Below are 17716 nucleotides of genomic sequence, written 5' to 3' on the forward strand. Positions count from 1 at the left end.
CTGAAGAACTGCCGTTACACCCTAGAACTGCCAGTCCAGCGTCAGGCCCACACCGTGATCCTTTTCGTTGGAGCCGATCAGCCCGTTGTAGTCCAGGTTGACCCGGACATCGCGATTGAGCGCCAGCCCGGCGCGCACCCCGACCACCGCTGCATCCCGATCCATCGACACACTTTGCACGGTGAACGCACTGTTGCCATTGACGAAAGCCAAGTGACTGTCGGAATCCACGCTGCTCAAGTTGTGCTGCCAGCCCAGGCTTGCGCCCAGTTCCAGCTGGTGTTTCTCCGACAGGGCAAAGGTACGTTTGGCCCGCACACCGAGGGTCGACAACACCACGTCGCGGTTGTCTTCACCGCCTTTCAGTGCGGCGGCATCACCCTTCTCGGTGAAGCTGTCGCTGTTGAGGTGCACGTAGGCCAGATTGGCGAACGGCTCCAGGTTCATCGGTTGCAGGCCCAGGTCGTAGGCCGCTTCGGTGAACACTTGCGCGGTGGTCGCATCGCGCTTGGTTTTCTGTTTGCCGCTGACGCCGCCGAACTGCAGGTCACGTTTGACGTCAATGCGATGCCAGCTGTAGGCCGCACCGGCGGTCAGACGCAGCGCATCGATCTGATGTCCCAGGTATGCACCCAAGTAATAGCTATCGACCGACGCGGACGAATGCGTCCCCTCGCCCATGCTCAACGAGCTGTCGCTATAACCGGTAACGAAACCCAGACGGGTATCTTCAGCGATCAAGCCGTCGACGCCGGCCAGCAGGCCGCCGATGGAGCTGGTGGAATCGGCGTATTTCGATCCGCCATCGCTCTTGCCCCATGAACCCAGCACTTTGACCCAGGCATTGCTGCGGTCATCGGTCGGTGCATTGGCATCAAACACATCCCGCTCACGCAAACGTTCGCCCACGGCATCGCGCAGGTAGCGGCTGTCGTTGATCAGCAGCGTGCCGATGGCCGGATGAATCTCGCCGGACAGTTGCTGGAAGGCATCCTGCGCAGCGGCCGCCGACGGCGACAGCAACAGGGTTTCAAACAACGCATTGCCTGCGCCGAGGCGCTCGGCGGCAGCACCGACCGCGCGCTGGTTCGGGGTCAGGCCAACGCTGGCGAACGAGGCGCCGTTACGTCCGACGTCCAGTTGCACACCGCTCGCCGAGTAAGCCAGGGTGCCGCCAAGGAACGCGTAGTCGGGCAACACTTGTCCGAACTGCCCTTCAATCCCGCCCGCTGCCTGCAAGATGTTGAACCGGGTGCCGAGCAGGCTTTTCACTTCGCCCGTGGTCAACAGCGTCGGGCTGTTTTCCAGCGACATGGTCACGGTTGCGCCTTCGATCACAGCTTTGCCGCCGGCGACGATGCGGTCGCTGCTGGTCGGCGACACTTCCACCGCATAGGTCGAACCCGGCGCGAAGGTCACATCACCGGCCACGTTCAGGGTGCCGATGGAATTGCCCGGCGCCACGGTGCCGCCGCGGTTGGCGGTCAGCGCGGCGATCCGGCCGTTACCGCCGAGAATACCGCCGTCATTGACCGTCACCGCCGATTGCAGCGAGCCATTGATTGCCAGTCGACCCTGATTGACCAGAGTCGGGCCGCTGTAGGTGTTGTTGCCGGTCAGCACCAGAGTGCCGATGCCTTGCTTGGTCAGACCGCCATGGCCGGAGATGTCGTTGCGCCAGGTGTCGAGCCCGCAGGTGATGTCGTTGCACACGCGCTCGGTGGGCTTGCCCGCATCGATGATCGCGCCGATGCCCGGCAGATCGGCCACGAACTGGCCGGAACCGTAAGCGCCCTGGATGCGGAACTCTTCGGGAATGTCCTGCTCGGTGACGAACATCGCCGGGCCGTCGATGCCCTTGCGCAAGTTGATCATGCCCCAGCCATACAGGGCGTCGATGCCCGGTGCGCCGAGGTCGGTCGCAGTGGTGCGCAATACGCTGGCGACCTGATCGCCGGACATGTACGGGAAGCGCTCCATCAGCACGGCGATGGAGCCGGCTACGTGCGGCGCGGCCATCGAGGTGCCGTTGTAGTTCTTGTAGCCGGTGGTCAGGTTATCGGCGTTGGTGCCTTCGATGATCGAGCTGAAGATTTTCGTACCCGGTGCCGAGACGCAGAAACTCGCGGTGTAGCCGCAGCGCGAAGAGAACGTACTCATGATGTACGGATTGGCACTGGCCAGATCCGGGTTCTTTTGCAGGGCGGCGACGGTGATCCAGTTCGGCGCGATATCCGGCACGAAGTAGCCGAGGCCGGCAATGGCGTCCGGGTTGTTCAGGTTGTAGTCGTTGCCCGCTGCGAAAATCGTCACGATTCCGCTGCGTGCGGCAGCGATTGCGCCGTCGTAGGCGCCGCCGGGTCTGGTGCCCAGCAGTGTGCGGATTTCGTTGAACTGCACTTGCGCGTCGTTGACGGTGAAATGCGGATACGCCGGATCACGGCCGCCGAGGTCGAAGCGGTCGGTGATGCCGATGCCCCAGCTGTTGTTGATGATCCGTGCGCCGCTGGCGATCAGCGCATCCCAGCCGGCCTTGTACACCGCGCCGTCATTGCCGCGCACGATGCCGTCTTCCGGGCCCGGGTCGCCGTTGTCGGCGCTGATGATCTGCGCGCCGAACGCCACGCCATGCATCGGCCCGCCGTCACGGCTGCCGGCGGCAATACCGCCGACGTGGGTGCCGTGGGCGCCAAGCTTGCCGTCGGAACCGACCGAGGGCGAACCGTCATAGCGGAACGCGTCCCCGGCTTTGACCGGGATGTACGGGTCGGTGTATTCGCGGATCCCCGAGGTGACCAGGGTGATGACCTTGTTGCTGCCGGAAAACTCCGGGTGCGCGGCGTAGACCGGCTGGTCGAAAATTCCCAGTTTCACGCCTTTGCCGGTGTAGCCGGCGGCGTAGGCGAAATCCGCACCGATGGCGCCCAGGCCCCAGTCGGCCTGGAATTCGGCGCTGCGCCAACTGCCCGGATCCCCTGCCCGGCCGTTTTCCACGTAGGGCGCGGCGTGTGCGCTGCCCCAGGTGGCCAGCGCGCAGAGCAAAGCGAAATTGAGAGTTTTCAGGCGAAAGCATCCACCCGATTGCGCGGGTGTGTTGTTGTTTTTCATCCAGCGACCTTCCTTAGTGATGTTGCGAAAAATCCGTCTATTGAAGTGATCGTTGATCGTTCTCACGCTCCCGCGTGGGAATGCAGCCCGTGACGCTCCGCGTCACTGGACGCAGAGCGTCCCTAGAGGCATTCCCACGCAGAGCGTGGGAACGATCAATCAGTCACGATCAGTTGCGATCAGTCAGAACTGCCAGTTCAGGCTCAGGCCCACACCGTGCTGCTTCTCGCGGCTGGCCAGTTGTCCGGTGTAATCAAGGTTGATCCGCACGTCGCGGGTCAGCGCCAGGCTGGCCTGCACGCCGACCTGCGCAGCGTCGCGCACCAGTGGCGAGCTTTCGACCGTGTACGGCGTACTGCCGCTGGCGAAGCGCAGATGCTGTTCGGAGTCGATGTCGGTCAGGCTGTGCTGCCAGCCCAGATGGCCGCTCACTTCCAGTTTCTGCGCAGACGTCAGGTCAAAGGTCTTGATCACCCGCACGCCGAGTGTGCTCAACACTGCGTCGCGCTGATCGTCGCCGCTGTGCAGCGCGGCAGCGTCGCCCTTCTCGGTGAAGCCGTCGGTGTCGAGGTGTATGTAGGCCAGGTTGGCGAACGGCTCCAGGGCCAGCGGTTGCAGGTTCAGCCGATAAGCTGCCTCGCCGAACACTTGAGTAGTGGCGGCATCGACCTTGGCTTTCTGCCTGGCGCTGAAGTCGCCGTACTGCAAATCACGTTTCACATCGGCGCGATGCCAGCTGTAAGCGGCGCCGGTGCTCAGACGCCAGGCACCGATGTCGTGTCCGGCGTAGGCGCCGAGGTGGTAGCTGTCGATCTTGGCCGAGGAATGCGTGCCCGAGCCCATGCTCAGCGAACTGTCGCTGTAACCGGTGACCAGACCGATGCGTGTTTGCTCGTCCAGCGCGCCGTCGACACCGGCCAGCAAGCCACCAATGGAGGTGCTGTAACTGGCGGTGTCCTGGCGCGAATCGGTGCTGCCCCACGCGCCCAACGCCTTGATCCAGCCGTTGTTTTGCGTGGCTTGGGCATCGTGCAGGCGTTCGCCGATGGCGTCGCGCAGTTGCCGACTGTCGTTGATCAGCACCGAGCCAAGGGCCGGGTAGATTTCACCGCTCAACTGTTGAAAGGCTTGTTGGGCGTCACTGGCGGTGGCCGACAAAAGAAGGCTTTCGTACACGGAATTGCCCGCCCCCATGCCTTCCACGGCGGCGCCCACGGCGCGCTGATTCGGGGTCTGGCCGACACTGGCAAAGGATGTCCCGTTGCGCTCGATATTCAAGCCAATACCGTTGTCGCTGTAGGCCAGGCGGCCACCGATAAACAGGTAATCCGGCAGCACCGCACCGAACCGACCCTGAATGCCGCCGGCTGCTTGCAGAATGTCGTACTGCTGGCCGAGCAGGCTTCTGGCCTCGGTGGTGCTGAGCAAGGTCGGGCTGTTTTCCAGCGATAGGCTCACGGTGGCGCCGTTGATGGACGCGGTGCCGCCGGCGACGATGCGGTCGCTGCCGGTGGGAGACAACTCCACGGCGTAGGTCGAACCCGGCGCAAAGCTCACGTCACCGGCCACGTTCAACGTGCCGATGGAATTGCCCGGCGCCACGCGGCCGCCACTGTTGGCGGTCAACGCGCCGATTCGCCCGGAACCACCGAGGGCGCCGCCGTCATTGACGGTCACGGCCGAGGTCAGCGAACCGTTCACCGTCAGCAGGCCGCCATTGACCGTGGTCGGCCCGCGATAGCTGTTGTTACCGGTCAGAATCAGTCGCCCGTCGCCGGACTTGATCAAACTGCCTTGATAAACCCGAGTGGAAGCCGCTGCATCACGGGCCATGCCCACGGCGTAATCGGTCTGATCCTGCTGAGTGGCCCCTGCCGGCAGGCCGTTCTGCCAGCCTTTGCTTTGCAGTGTCTGCTGCCAGGCACTGTGCTCGGCGAGGTCTTCGCTCTGGCGCTGGATCAGTGCTTTGTCGCTGATGTCGTTGCTCCAGACATCGCTCTGCCCGGCCGCCAGATTAGCGTCGAACGCCCCAAGCAACTGCCCTGGCCCGCGCATCGCCCGGTACAGGTTGGCCACGCCCCAGCCGACTCGCTCGGTGGGCGCGTCGGTCACCGAACCGTCGAGTTGGGTGGCGGTAGTCAGCAGCACTTCGAGCGCCTGCTGATTGTTCATGTACGGATAACGTTCCATCACCAGCGCCAGCGCCCCGGTGGCATGCGGCGCGGCCATCGACGTGCCGGACTTGATCGCATAACCGCCGTCGGGAATGGTGCTGTCGATTTTCGCCCCCGGCGTGGTGATGCACCAATACTTGGCGATCCCGCACTGGTTGTACTTCTGCTGATTGCTTTGATCGAGCCCCGAGACTGCCAGCCAGTGGCCTTCCAGATCCGGCTGAAAGTACGGCAGCGCCGAACGGACGCTGGCGTTCGGATAGCCACTGTTGCCGGCGCTGAACACGTTGATCACGCCGCGACGGGAAACGTCCGCCGCCGCATCGAGCCAGGTGCCTTTGTTCCAGTGCTGGGCGTACGCGGCGTGCAGGTCCGCGAGGGTTCGGTAGCTGACATCCGGCGGCTGGCTGCCCCAACTGTTGTTGATCGCCCGCACGCCGGCATCGGCCAGGGCGTCGTACACCGCTTTGAAGTAGCGCGGATCAGGATTGGGGCCGAACAGAAAACTGTCGTTCTTGTTGGTGTTGCCGACGTAGATTTGCGCGTTGTACGCCACGCCATGCATGCCGGTGCCATCGCGGGACGCGCCCATGGTGCCGACCACGTGGGTGCCGTGGGAGTCGTTGTTCGGGTTGAGGGTGCCGTTGACGTTGAACAGCGAGCCGTCAAGGTAGCTGCCGCTGGCCAGCACCGGGTGATAACGGTCGCTGGCGAATTCGGGATGGGCGGCGTCGAAACCGGAGTCCAGCGCGCCGATCTTCACGCCCTTGCCGGTAATGCCGACGGCGTAGGCCTGATCGGCCTGCATCCGGCCCAGGCCCCAGTCACGCAGAAATTCGGCGCTGCGCCAACTGGCGGGATCGCCGGGCTTGCCGGCGTCGAGGTATTGAGCCTGGGCCGGGTTTGCAGAAATCACAAGCAGCAGGGTGCCGACCGAAATCGGCTTGATGCGTACGTCCATGTTCACCACTCTTTTTGTTGTTTTGGGTTGAAGCTTTTGCGTAAACGCTACAGCGTCATTGTGTTCGTGGGCCCTGTCCGAAGGCCTCATCCACCCGCGCCAGATCCTGTTCGCTCAAGGTGCCCGCGTAGTAATGCAATTTGGTCCAGGCCATGAGGTAGTCATAGCGTGCCTGGGCCAGGTCGCGGCGGGTGGTAAACAGTTGTTGCTCGGCGTTCAGCGCGTCGAGGTTGGTCCGCTCGCCGCCGAGAATGCTTTGCCTGGTCGACACCACCAGCGCTTCGGCCGAGGTCAGGGCCTTTTGATAGGCGCGCAATTTGCTGACTCCGGAAAGGCAGGCACTGAACTGGCGGCGCAATTCGATCAGCGTCTCGCGGGTCTTGCCGTCCAGTTCGTACTCGGCCTGCTCCATGGTGCGGCTGGCCTGACGGGTCGAGGCTGATACCCCGCCGCCGGCATACAACGGCACGCTGACTTCGAAACCGATGGTGTTGGTTTCGTAACGCTGGTTATAGGTGTTGCCGCTTTCCGACTCGTTCTGGCGCATCGTGGCGTAGGCACTGACTTTCGGCAGATGCCCGGCGCGATTGCGCTCGACTTCGTAACGCGCCACTTCCACGGCCTGACGCTGGGACGCAAGGTTCGGGTTGTTGCTGATCGCCAGTTCGTGCCAGGTGTCGTAGTTGGCCGGCATCAGGGCGAAGGTCTGGAAGTTCTGATCCAGCGGCGCCAGATCACTGATGTCCACCGCCGGCACCCCGACGAGTGCGCCCAGTTCCCGCAACGCAGCGTCCTGCTCGTTGCGCGCCTCGATTTCCTCGGCGGTCGCCAGTTCGTAACGCGACTCGGCTTCGAGGATGTCGGTGCGGGTGCCCTCGCCCTGCTTGAACATGTGCTCGTTTTGCTGGAACTGCTGCTCGTACGCCTTCTTCTTGGCCTGCGCGATGTCGATCTGATCCTGGGCAAACAAGGCCTTGGTGTAGTTATCCAGTACGCGAACCAGCAGTTCCTGGCTCTTGCCGCGAAAGTTCTCATCGGCAAACAGCGACTGGGCCACGCCCTTGCGATACGCCGCGTAGGCTTCGTAGTCGAGCAACGGCTGCTGCAGGGTCAGGCTCGAGCCGTAACTGCTGTAGTTGCGGTCATCGGTGCGGTTGCGCGCGCGTTCGTCAAGGGACGTGGCCTTGGACGAGTTGCGACCCTTGTTGTAGTTGTAACCCAGTTTCGGCAACAGGCCGGCGCGGCCGATGGCACGGTTTTCGAGGCCTGCGTCGCGTTCCTTGATCGCCCCGAGGAACACCGGGTCATTGCGCAACGCCTGTTCGTAGATTTCGAACGGCCCCATGGCCGCCACTGCGCTGTTGCCCGCGAGCAGCGCGAACGCTGCCGCCAGCATGGAAAGCTTATTCATACAGCCGAACATCCTTATTCTTCGGTCAACGCGGAACCGGCGCGGTCGAGCAGCGGCTTGAACAGGTAGTTGAGGAGTGAACGTTCGCCAGTGCGCACGAACATTTCCGCCGGCATGCCGGGTTTGATCACCAGACCGTTGAGTTTCTCCATGGCCTGATCGCTGACGCTGCTGCGCAACACGTAGTACGGCACACCGGTTTTCTCGTCGACCATCTGGTCGGCGGAAATCAGGCTGACTTCGCCGGGCACTCGTGGCGTCTTGCTCTGGTTGAACGCGGTGAACAGGATGTCGACCGGCAGGTGGGTGCCGACCTTGTCGATCAGGTTGATCGGCAGGTGCCCCTCGACTTCCAGGCGTGTACCTTGCGGGACGATTTCCAGCAGGGTCTCGCCCTGACGCACCACGGCGCCTTCGGTGTGCACGCCGAGGTTGACCGCCACGCCGTCGGCGGTGGCGAGGATTTCGCTGTGTTGCAGGTCGAAACCGGCGGAGGTCAGTTGCTCGGACAGCGTGACGCTTTTCAGTTGCGCGTCGGCCAGTTGGGTGCGGACTTCCTTCTGGTATTCCTCGCCGTGCTGTTGCAGTTTCAATCGTGATTCAAGGATGCCCTGCTCCACCCGGCCACTTTCGCCAGTGTTCTCGGCCAGTTGCTGCTGCACCTGCGACAGTTGGCGCTGGTATTCCATCAAGCGGTTACGCGGGATGTAGCCGTTGTCGGCCAGCGGTTGCAGGTTGCTCAACTGTTGTTGCAGCGAGTCGGCCTGGGCGTTGAGATCAGTACGGGCGCGGCGCATGCCCGCCAGTTGTGCAGTGGCGCCTTCAATACTGGCGCGTAGAGCGGCCTGCTCACGGGCGAACGCTTCGCGACGGCTGCTGAACAGTTGCCGTTGACCTTCGAGCACCAGTGCCAGGCGCGGATCGGCGTTGTCGCTCAGTTCTGCCGGAAAGGTCACTTGCTTGAGGTTGTCACGCTCGGCCTGCCAGCGCGCCAGGCTGGCCCAGGCCATGCGGTATTGCGCCTGCAACGACTGCACGTCGGCGGCGACCTGGGTCTGGTCGAGGCGAAACAGCGGCTGGCCCTGCTTCACGATCTCGCCTTCGCGTACCAGAATCCGGCTGACCACGCCGCTGCTCATCGACTGCACTGCTTTGCGCTTGCCCGACACCACCACGGTGCCTTGCACCGGAATGCCTTGATCCAGTGGCGCCAACGCCGCCCAGGTAAAGAAACTGCCGGCGCCGACCAGTGCCAGAATCCAGCCCATGCGGGCGAAGAACTTCGCATCGCGCTCCGGCCGCTCGGTGATGTACGCGTGCTCCATCGTCGCTTCGTTTTGCGTGTTCATGTTCGCGCTGCTCATACACCCGAATTCCTTGTCGTCGGCTGATACTGTCGGCTCATGCTGAGCCCGGCCGGTGCCTGTGCAGGTTTTTCGCTTTGTTGTGGCGAGTTGCCGGGCGGATTGCCGGACAACGCTTTGAGCACATCGTGGCTCGGGCCGAAGGCTTGCAGGCGACCGTCGTTGAGCACCAACAGCTTGTCGGCCTGGGCCAGTACCGAAGAACGGTGAGTCACCAGCACCACGGTGGTGCCTTGGGCCTTGAGTTGCACGATCGCGCTGGACAATGCGGCTTCGCCGACGGTGTCGAGGTTGGAGTTCGGCTCGTCCAGCACCACCAGGCTCGGGTTGCCGTATAGCGCACGGGCCAGTGCCACGCGCTGTTTCTGGCCGCCGGACAAACCGCTGCCGTCCTCGCCCAGTTGCGTGTCGTAGCCTTGCGGCATGCGCAGGATCAGTTCGTGTACGCCGGCCTGTTGCGCGGCCGCCACGACCTTTTGCGGATCAGCTTCACTGAAGCGGGCGATGTTCTCGGCGATGCTGCCGCTGAACAATTCGATGTCTTGCGGCAGATAGCCGATATATGGGCCGAGCTGATCGCGGTTCCAGCGATGGATATCGGCGCCGTCCAGGCGCACTGTGCCGCCGAGGGCCGGCCATACGCCGACCAGCACCCGTGCCAGGGTCGATTTGCCTGAGCCGGAGGCACCGAGCACGCCCAGCACTTCACCGGCCACCAGGTTGAAATTGACCATGTGCAGGGTCGCGGCACGCTGTCCCGGAGGACCGGCGCTGACTTGTTCGAAGGTGATCTGGCCTTTCGGTGCCGGCAGCGCCATGGCGTCATCGCTCGGCGGGAAGGCTTGCAGCAGCGCATCGAGGCGGCGGTAAGCCAGCTTCGCCCCGCTCCACTGTTTCCATACGGCGATCAACTGGTCGATCGGGCTCAGTACCCGGCCCATCAGGATGGAGCCGGCGATCATCATGCCGGCGGTCATGTCGCCCTTGATCACCAGCAATGCGCCGAGGCCCAGCACCAGCGATTGCAGGCACAGACGCAAGGTCTTGCTCAACGAGCTGATGACTGCGCCAGTGTCGCTGGCCTGGTTTTGCAGGCCAAGGAAGCGCGAATGCACCTGGAACCAACGCTTGCGCAAGGCGCCGAGCATGCCCATGGCTTGAATGGTTTCAGCGTTGTGCAGATGGCTGGTGGCCAACTGGCTGGATTTCTGCGAGTAACCGGCAGCTTCGCCCAGCGGCTTTTTGGTCATGTATTCGTTCAGGCACGCCAGCGCGATCAGCAGCAGCGCCCCCGCCGTGGCCAGCACGCCGAGCCAGACGTTGAACAGGTAAATCACGAACAGATAGACCGGAAACCACGGCGCATCGAAGAACGCGAACAGCGCGGGCCCGGTGACGAATTGGCGAATGTGGGTGAGGTCGCCCAGCGACTGCCCGGCGTTGCCCTCGCCCTTGAACAGGTTGCGCTCGAACGCCGCCTGATAGACCCGTAGATTGAAACGGCGCTCCAACTGGCTGCCGATGCGGATCACGATAAAGCTGCGCACCACTTCCAGCAGCCCGATGAAGGCAAAGAAACCCACGACCATCAGCGACAGCATCGCCAGAGTAGTCTCGTTTTGCGAAGACAACACCCGGTCATAGACCTGCAGCATATATATGGAGGGCATCAGCATCAGCACGTTAATCAGTGCGGTAAAGCATCCGACGCTGATCAGAATGCTTTTATAGTCACCCAATGCCTTGAATAAGGGAGCGGTGGCTGGGGCCTTCGCCATCTTCATTGATCATTCCTGAAATGATTGAGCTCGCTCAATAATGGCGAGCGCTCAATTGTTATATCGCTTACCTGCGAGAAATGACTTGCAAGTACCCGCTTACACTTTCAAAACAACTTTTCGAATACTTATAACTTTCGGGTACTTCTTTATATTCGCTTCGTTCATTAACGGCAGCGTTATTGCTCGATACGCTTGAGCGTCACGATCAGACCTGACTTCAAAGTGCTGGAATAAAGTCCGTCATGTTGTCGGCCGAAGAACTTGATTCTTGAGCCTTCCTTGCCGGTGATGGACAGACCGTCCGGATCGGGAAACCAGCCGATGGCGTTTTCTTGCAGCCATGCGCTCAGGCAATCAGCCCCATGGCCCAGCGTCTGGTTCGGCTCAAGATCGATTACGCAGGTATTGGAGGGTTTGTCTTGCAGCGCCTGCGCTTCTGGAGCGTCATGGGCGGCGGTCAGCGTGGCTTGCCAGTGTCCGGCAAATACCGATGGATCTTCGAGTCTGAGGCTGCTTGCCATGGTTGTTTCTCCAGAAATCATCATCAGCATCGGCATGAAACAGGTGACTGCCATGCGGGAAAAGAGGTTTTGAATCATAGGAAATTTCACTCCGGCATGTAGCCTTGCGCACGTAGCGAGACGAAGCAAGCGAAGAAAGCGGCGCATCAAGCGCCGCTTTCCCTTGTCACATTACGCCACGATGTCGCTGATAGCTGCCTGGCCAACGGTGCTGACCTGGAAATCAGCCACGCCGTGACCGGAGAAGTCCACCGACAACAGGCTGTTGCCACCCGAAGACGTCAGCACTGCATCACCCGCCGCACCGGTGAAGGCGCTGACGAAGTGCAGGCCGGCGCCTTTGGTGATACCGGTCAGGTCGATTTTGTCCAGGCCGCTGACGAAATCGAGGATCTGATCGATCGCACCCGGCTTGGAGTCAGAGCTGGCCGCGAACACAAAAGTGTCCGAACCCGCGCCGCCCCACAGCTTGTCGGCACCACCGGCTCCGTAGAGGATGTCGTTGCCGGCACCGCCCTTGAGCTCGTTGGCCACACTGTTGCCGATCAGCAGATCGTTGCCGGAGCCGCCGATCGCGTTCTCGATGGTGACGCCTTTGGCGATGGACACGTTGCCCACCAGGCCGCCAACGTCGGAGAACGAGGCTTCATTAAGGTTGATCTTCTGGTTCTGGGTGAAACCCGAGAAGTCGAAGGTGTCCTTGCCGCCTGCATCCCACACCGAGAACACCAGCTTGTCGGCCGACGACGAAGCGCTGAGGAAATCGCGACCGGCGTTGGAGTTGAAGCCGTAGGTGGTGTCACCGGTACGGGTGGTCATGTTGGCGCCGTAGAGTTTCTGGATCGCGGCAATGTCATCCATCAGCGGGCCGGAGGAATAGGCTTCCACGCCGCCCTTGCTGAAGTTCTGGCTGGTATTGCTTTCGCTCCAGTAACTCATGACGCTGTAGCCGCGGGTGTCTTGGCCGTAGGTCGCGTCGTTGTAGGTCGGGTTGCCGTTGCCGGCGTTGTAGTCGCCCGGGTGCGCCAGGCCAAGGGTATGGCCGATTTCGTGAGTCAGGGTCTGACGACCGTAGTTGTTCAGATCCGGGTTTTTGTTTTGCGTATAGCCACTGTTGATCAGGTACCACGACGTGCCGTCGTAACCGGCGCCGGTGCCTGGCAGATAAGCGAACGCCGCAGCGCCATCCTGGCCGCTGCTGTAGTTACCGAAGGTCATGTGGCCGTCACCGCCCGAGGCTTTCTCGGTGAAGGTCACGTTGGCCACATCGGCCCAGGATTGCATGGCGAGCACGGCCTGGGCTTTTTGTTGAGCGCTGAACTGGCTGAACCCACTGATCCCGTGCTTGTTCATCGTGCTGGACGATGCCGAAGTCAGGAACGTGTAGGTGAGTTCGATTTTGCCGCTGCCGTCCTTGTCCTGGTAGGCAGCGCCGTCACGCAGCAACTGGGTTGCGGCCTGGTCGACGGAAAAGGAGGGTTTGCCATTGACCGTGAGGTTGCCGCCACGATCGTACTGATGGCTGAAGCTATTGATCTGGTTATACGCCGTGCTGGTCGCTGCCAGAGGTTGCGGCGCCGCGCCCAGCTGGAAAGCCTGTTCGGCGGTATCAATAGCGTTAGCTTTTACTTTCGACATAAACACACTTCCTTGTATAGCAATGGAACAGTTTTTGTCCGATAGCGACAACCTCTGGCGAGATTGTCCTATCACTCGCCCAATGAAGGCGTAAGAAACCTGACACAATTTGAAATCTAACGTCTAGCGTTTTTTTGAGATCAAATTGAACTGTTCCGGGAAACTCCCGTAAACAAAGCGCGTGCGCCAGAAAGAAGTTTGCAAGTGCAGTGAGCCTGCCTAATTGTCTGACGATTTATTATTTAAATATTAAATATCGGTAAGTTGTTTTTTGTTAGCAGCGTCTCACTTTGCTGCACTTTATCAGTGCAACGCCAGTGTATTGATATCAAGTTGTCCCAACAGCACCTGTTCAGGCGAGGGCGGTACCGCCCTCGCCTGTTTTCTTCAGCTGCCGGTGCGAATCTTGTTCCACACCCGCGTGCGGATCCGGTCGATGTTCAGTGGCATCGCCTCCAGTGCGAACAGTTTGCCCATCATTTCCGGGCTCGGATAAATCTTGGTGTCATTTTTGATCGCCGGATCGATCAGGCTGTCAGCCTGTTCGTTGCCATTAGCGTAATGCACGTAGTTGCTGATGCCGGCCATCACGTCGGGCTGCAGCAGGTAGTTCATGAACGCGTAGCCGGCCTTCTCGTCCGGCGCATCGGCGGGCATGGCGACCATGTCGAACCAGATCGCGGCGCCTTCCTTAGGAATCTCGTAGCCGATTTCGATGCCGTTCTTCGCCTCTTTGGCACGATTTTCCGCTTGCAGGATGTCGCCGGAGAAACCGACGGCCACGCAAATGTCGCCATTGGCCAGGTCGCTGGTGTACTTCGAAGAATGGAAATAGCTGACGTACGGCCGCACTTTCATCAGCAGCGCTTCAGCTTTCTTGTAGTCCTCGGGGTTCTTGCTGTGATGCGGCAAACCCAGGTAGTTGAGCGCTGCCGGCAGCAGTTCCGGGCCGTTGTCGAGGATCGCGACACCACACTTCTGCAGCTTTTCCATGTATTCGGGTTTGAAGATCAAGTCCCAGGAGTCCACCGGCGCGTTATCACCCAGCACGGCCTTGACCTTGGCGATGTTGTAGCCGATGCCTGTGCTGCCCCACAGGTACGGAAAGCCGTGTTCGTTGCCCGGATCGTTGGTCTGCAAGGCCTTGAGCAACACCGGGTTGAGGTTCTTCCAGTTCGGCAACTGGCTCTTGTCGAGCTTCTTCAGCGCCCCGCCCTCGATCTGCCGCGCCATGAAGTGGTTGGACGGAAACACCACGTCGTAACCGGATTTGCCGGTCATCAGCTTGCCATCGAGGGTTTCGTTGCTGTCGTAGACGTCATAGGTAACGCCAATGCCACTGGCCTTTTCGAAGTTCTTGGCGGTGTCCGGCGCGATGTAGTCGGACCAGTTGTAAACCTTGACCGTATCCGCCGCCTGAGCGAGGGAGACGGCCAGCATCAAGGGTGCGAGTGCGAGGGTCTTTCGGATCATGGATCGATTCCTGTGTTGGCTATTGTTGTTGGCAGGCAATCAAAAGGATCAAAGCGTCAGAAAATCAGGACATAGGTCTTGCGTACGGTTTCCTCGATGTCCCAGATCCCGAGCGTATTGGCCGGCAACATCAGCGCGTCGCCACCTTGTATGTGCAGGGTTTCGCCGCCGTCGTCCGGGGTGAACGTGCAGCGACCGGAAATGAAATGGCAGAACTCCTGAGCGGTGATCTGCCGCCGCCAGCGACCGGGCGTGCATTCCCAGACGCCGGTTTCAACGCCGTCATCGCGCTCGACGCTGGTGGTGGAGGCAATCGCCACCGGCGTGCCGAGCGGCACGGCCACCGGGTTGGACTCATCCAGTTGCAACGTGGCGGTGTTCTTGAATTGGGTGATGCTCATGGCGTTACCTGTCTCTTAGTAAACAACGTTCAGTGCATGAAACCTTCCATGAACCCCGCCACCCGGCTGGCAAGCTTGCGCCGCCAGGGCGCGGTCGCCGGGTTGGCCAGGGTCTGATCTTCGTGGACAAAGCTTTTGATGATCGCGTTGTAGCCGAGCCAGCGGCACGGCTCCGGCTCCCAGGCTCGCAGTGCGTGGATCCCGCCGTCGGGCAGCACCCACGGTTGATGTGTCAGCTCGGTGTCGCGCTCGAGAATCAGATCCGCAAGCGTCCGCCCGCCCAGGTTGGAAGCGCCGACACCCTCCCCGCCATAGCCGCCGGACAGCGCGATGCCGTTGGCCCGATCACAGAGCATGTGCGGTTTGAAATGCCGGGACATACCGAGATTGCCGCCCCAGGCGTGGGTGATCTGCACGTTTTTCAGTTGAGGGAACAGCTCGCCGAACAGGTAGCGGCGCAGCTCGACTTCATCGCGGGTCAGGTCGAAGTTGTGGCGCAGCTTGCCGGCGAATTGATAGCCGCCACGGGCGCCGAAGATCAGCCGGTTATCAGCGCTGCGCTGGCCGTAAGTGACCTGACGGCTGAACTCGCTGAAAGCCTGGCCCCGACTGAGGCCGATCGCGTCCCAGGTCGCGGCGGACAACGGCTCGGTGGCGACGATCAGGCTCTGTACCGGTAATTGATAACGGCCCAGCGGTGGCAGCGTGACCGAATACCCTTCGATCGCCGGGACAATCCAGCGGCTGCGCACGCTGGCCTTGTCGGTGCGCAGGCTGCCGGCCTGCCAATGGGTCACCGGGCTGTTTTCGTAAATCTTCACCCCCATGCTTTCGACGGCTCGCGCCAGGCCCCGCACCAGTTTTGCCGGGTGAATGGTCGCCACATGTGGCGCGAAGATGCCGCCGTAAGGTTTGGCGAGGCGCAGCTGCTGCGCCAGCTGTTCGGGGCTGAGCCAGCGGTAATCGTCGTCGGTCAGTCCCTGGGCGTGGAGTTTTTTCAGGTAATCGCGAAGACTGACTTCCTGCTCGGGATAGCGCGCGGCGCAGTACAGCACCCCGCCTTTGCGGTAATCGCAGTCGATGCCTTCGCGTTCGAGGACAGTCGCCACCTCATCCGGAATGCCGTGCAGCAAGTCGTAAGAAGCGCGGCGTTGTTGCGGCGACAGCCCTGACAGCAGGCGATCTTCCCCCAGCAGATTGCCCATCAACCAGCCGCCATTGCGACCGGATGCACCGAAGCCTGCAGTTTGTGCCTCGATGATGGCGATGTTCAGGCTCGGCGCCTGTTGTTTCAGGTAGTACGCAGTCCACAACCCGGTGTAACCGGCGCCGATGATCGCCACGTCGACGTCCAGGTCCTGCGCAAGCGACGCACGCGCGGTCAGCGGCTCGTCGAGTTGGTCCATCCACAAACTGATAGTGCGCCACGCCGGCATGCAAGACTCCGCCAATCCAGGTTTCGATGGCGTCGATCCTAGAGGCAGAACTCAGGAATTGTCTTGCGCGCGTGTCCGCAAAGAAATTTGCTTCGCGTAGGCCTTGGGCGACTGGCCGGTGTGCTGGCGAAAGCAGCTATAGAACGCCGACAGCGAATTGAAACCGGCGGCGAAGGCCAGTTCGTCGATGCGCAGCGGCGCAGCGGCGTTGTCCAGCGACCGCAATAGATGTTGCAGCCGCGCCTGATTGACGTAGCGGTAGAAGCTTTGCCCCAGCACCTGATTCAGCAAATAGGAAATCTGGTTGCGGCTGTACCCGCACTCCTTCGCCACCCGTTGCAGGTCGAGTTCGGGGTCGAGATAAGGCTGCTGACTTTGAAAATACTGCTGCAAGTCATCGGCCATGAAGCTCAACTGGCGCGGCGACAAACCCAGGCGACTCACGGCCGGGCGCTGGCTGCTTGCCGTCGGGCTGTCGGCCTGTTCGCGCACCAGCGAGGCATATTCGTTGACCCGCCAGATCTGCCCGTCCTTGACCGTGATCGCTTCGCTGGACCGAAACGACACCAGCCCGTTACCGCCGCGCAACGTCACTTCGTATTGAATGAATGCGGTGTTGCCGTCGATGCGGATGCGGTCGCAATGCTCCAGCGCTTCGTCGGATTCACGCGGCATGCTGACCCGGACGTACTCGCGCAACTCGTCGAGGCCAAGCACGCGGTTCTGGAAGAAATCGTTGTACTGGATGTCCGGGTGGTACAGCGCCATCACGCCATCCAGGTCCCGGTGTTTCCAGCACAGGTGATAGCGCATGACCGTTTCGGCCGTGGCCCGGGTCTGTTCCGGGCCGTCATCATCGGCGTGCATAAGGGACTCTTGGAAAAAGAACCGAGCTTGCCCAACTTCTGGCGCTGCATCAATAACCCGACCGCGATGGCATTTTGGCGACGATTGGAGTGAACCGTGACTTACATCAAAAAAGTCCGCGCAATCGCTAAATGAACTGAAAATTCTCACAGGAAATTCACATTCAGATGCTACTTTTAAGGCAATCACCGGTTGGGCCAATGAAGGCTCTTCCCACCTACCATGAGCAAACGGAAGCGCTCGATGAAGAAGGCGGGCAACACATGAATAAAGGGTCAAGCAAGGTCACGTTCCCCAATGCGTGCCAGCTGATGCGCTGGCATTTTCATCCAATGGGTTTCGAGGCGACCATGGATGCGCCCGGCAGCCTGGTCGCCCGCCTGTTCGATCGGGCCAGCGGCGAAACCCTGATCGCGATCGCCGGCATTCCCTGTGCCACGGTGATGAATGCGGCGGATGTGGAGCGAATAATCGAAGCTGTGGAGGATGAGCTGGAGGCTTTCATTCCTCCTGAGTCTCTCAAGAGTTACGCATAACTTGCTGATTTAAAATAAAAAAGCCCGCTTATGCGGGCTTTTTTA

12 protein-coding genes are annotated in these 17716 nt (G+C 61.1%); 1 reads left to right on the plus strand and 11 read right to left on the minus strand.

Annotation, left to right across the window (positions count from 1 at the left end; translation table 11 throughout):
• Positions 1–21: 21 nt before the first annotated feature.
• The 11 genes from AC1MDC_RS27330 to AC1MDC_RS27380 all read right to left on the minus strand — a co-directional run bounded on the left by AC1MDC_RS27330 (position 22) and on the right by AC1MDC_RS27380 (position 17135).
• Entirely contained in the window at positions 22–3108 is a 3087-nt protein-coding gene (locus tag AC1MDC_RS27330) for an autotransporter domain-containing protein (protein WP_480394094.1), read from the minus strand.
• Positions 3109–3291: 183 nt separating this feature from the next.
• A complete protein-coding gene (eprS, locus tag AC1MDC_RS27335; RefSeq protein ID WP_480394095.1) occupies positions 3292–6243 on the minus strand; it encodes an autotransporter serine peptidase EprS in 2952 nt (983 codons plus the stop codon).
• Between the two features lie 55 nt (positions 6244–6298).
• Positions 6299–7666 (minus strand): TolC family outer membrane protein, encoded by a 1368-nt coding sequence (locus AC1MDC_RS27340; RefSeq protein WP_085696202.1) that lies wholly within the window; start codon positions 7664–7666, stop codon positions 6299–6301.
• A 2-nt stretch (positions 7667–7668) separates the two neighbouring features.
• Positions 7669–9018: an HlyD family type I secretion periplasmic adaptor subunit gene (locus AC1MDC_RS27345; protein ID WP_085703001.1), complete on the minus strand. Its 1350-nt coding sequence runs from the start codon at positions 9016–9018 to the stop codon at positions 7669–7671.
• Entirely contained in the window at positions 9015–10802 is a 1788-nt protein-coding gene (locus tag AC1MDC_RS27350; protein ID WP_480394096.1) for a type I secretion system permease/ATPase, read from the minus strand. The genes AC1MDC_RS27345 and AC1MDC_RS27350 overlap by 4 nt, the downstream gene beginning before the upstream one ends.
• A gap of 173 nt (positions 10803–10975) precedes the next feature.
• The gene (locus AC1MDC_RS27355; protein ID WP_170929683.1) at positions 10976–11398 is read right to left on the minus strand and encodes an AprI/Inh family metalloprotease inhibitor; all 423 of its coding nucleotides are present in this window, start codon (positions 11396–11398) and stop codon (positions 10976–10978) included.
• 93 nt (positions 11399–11491) lie between these two features.
• The gene (locus tag AC1MDC_RS27360) at positions 11492–12958 is read right to left on the minus strand and encodes a serralysin family metalloprotease (protein ID WP_480394097.1); all 1467 of its coding nucleotides are present in this window, start codon (positions 12956–12958) and stop codon (positions 11492–11494) included.
• A gap of 387 nt (positions 12959–13345) precedes the next feature.
• The gene (locus tag AC1MDC_RS27365; protein ID WP_227235514.1) at positions 13346–14431 is read right to left on the minus strand and encodes a polyamine ABC transporter substrate-binding protein; all 1086 of its coding nucleotides are present in this window, start codon (positions 14429–14431) and stop codon (positions 13346–13348) included.
• A gap of 56 nt (positions 14432–14487) precedes the next feature.
• A complete protein-coding gene (locus tag AC1MDC_RS27370) occupies positions 14488–14832 on the minus strand; it encodes a cupin domain-containing protein (RefSeq protein WP_011334089.1) in 345 nt (114 codons plus the stop codon).
• Positions 14833–14861: 29 nt separating this feature from the next.
• Complete coding sequence (locus AC1MDC_RS27375; protein WP_480394098.1) at positions 14862–16268, minus strand: NAD(P)/FAD-dependent oxidoreductase; 1407 nt, start codon at positions 16266–16268, stop codon at positions 14862–14864.
• A gap of 51 nt (positions 16269–16319) precedes the next feature.
• Positions 16320–17135, minus strand: a complete 816-nt coding sequence (locus tag AC1MDC_RS27380; RefSeq protein ID WP_085696208.1) for a helix-turn-helix domain-containing protein — start codon at positions 17133–17135, stop codon at positions 16320–16322.
• A 263-nt stretch (positions 17136–17398) separates the two neighbouring features.
• Between AC1MDC_RS27380 and AC1MDC_RS27385 the strand changes: the two genes are divergently transcribed.
• Positions 17399–17671: a DUF1652 domain-containing protein gene (locus tag AC1MDC_RS27385; RefSeq protein ID WP_011334086.1), complete on the plus strand. Its 273-nt coding sequence runs from the start codon at positions 17399–17401 to the stop codon at positions 17669–17671.
• The last annotated feature ends 45 nt before the right edge of the window (positions 17672–17716 follow it).

The organism is Pseudomonas sp. 1 (genome assembly GCF_056626735.1).

Bases quoted from the DNA above. Each gene is read 5' to 3' on its own strand.
- AC1MDC_RS27330 (WP_480394094.1), bottom strand. From the start codon at position 3,108: ATGAAAAACAACAACACACCCGCGCAATCGGGTGGATGCTTTCGCCTG.
- AC1MDC_RS27380 (WP_085696208.1), bottom strand. From the start codon at position 17,135: ATGCACGCCGATGATGACGGCCCGGAACAGACCCGGGCCACGGCCGAA.
- AC1MDC_RS27370 (WP_011334089.1), bottom strand. From the start codon at position 14,832: ATGAGCATCACCCAATTCAAGAACACCGCCACGTTGCAACTGGATGAG.
- AC1MDC_RS27365 (WP_227235514.1), bottom strand. From the start codon at position 14,431: ATGATCCGAAAGACCCTCGCACTCGCACCCTTGATGCTGGCCGTCTCC.
- AC1MDC_RS27355 (WP_170929683.1), bottom strand. From the start codon at position 11,398: ATGATTCAAAACCTCTTTTCCCGCATGGCAGTCACCTGTTTCATGCCG.
- eprS (WP_480394095.1), bottom strand. From the start codon at position 6,243: ATGGACGTACGCATCAAGCCGATTTCGGTCGGCACCCTGCTGCTTGTG.
- AC1MDC_RS27345 (WP_085703001.1), bottom strand. From the start codon at position 9,018: ATGAGCAGCGCGAACATGAACACGCAAAACGAAGCGACGATGGAGCAC.
- AC1MDC_RS27385 (WP_011334086.1), top strand. From the start codon at position 17,399: ATGAATAAAGGGTCAAGCAAGGTCACGTTCCCCAATGCGTGCCAGCTG.
- AC1MDC_RS27375 (WP_480394098.1), bottom strand. From the start codon at position 16,268: ATGCCGGCGTGGCGCACTATCAGTTTGTGGATGGACCAACTCGACGAG.
- AC1MDC_RS27350 (WP_480394096.1), bottom strand. From the start codon at position 10,802: ATGAAGATGGCGAAGGCCCCAGCCACCGCTCCCTTATTCAAGGCATTG.
- AC1MDC_RS27360 (WP_480394097.1), bottom strand. From the start codon at position 12,958: ATGTCGAAAGTAAAAGCTAACGCTATTGATACCGCCGAACAGGCTTTC.
- AC1MDC_RS27340 (WP_085696202.1), bottom strand. From the start codon at position 7,666: ATGTTCGGCTGTATGAATAAGCTTTCCATGCTGGCGGCAGCGTTCGCG.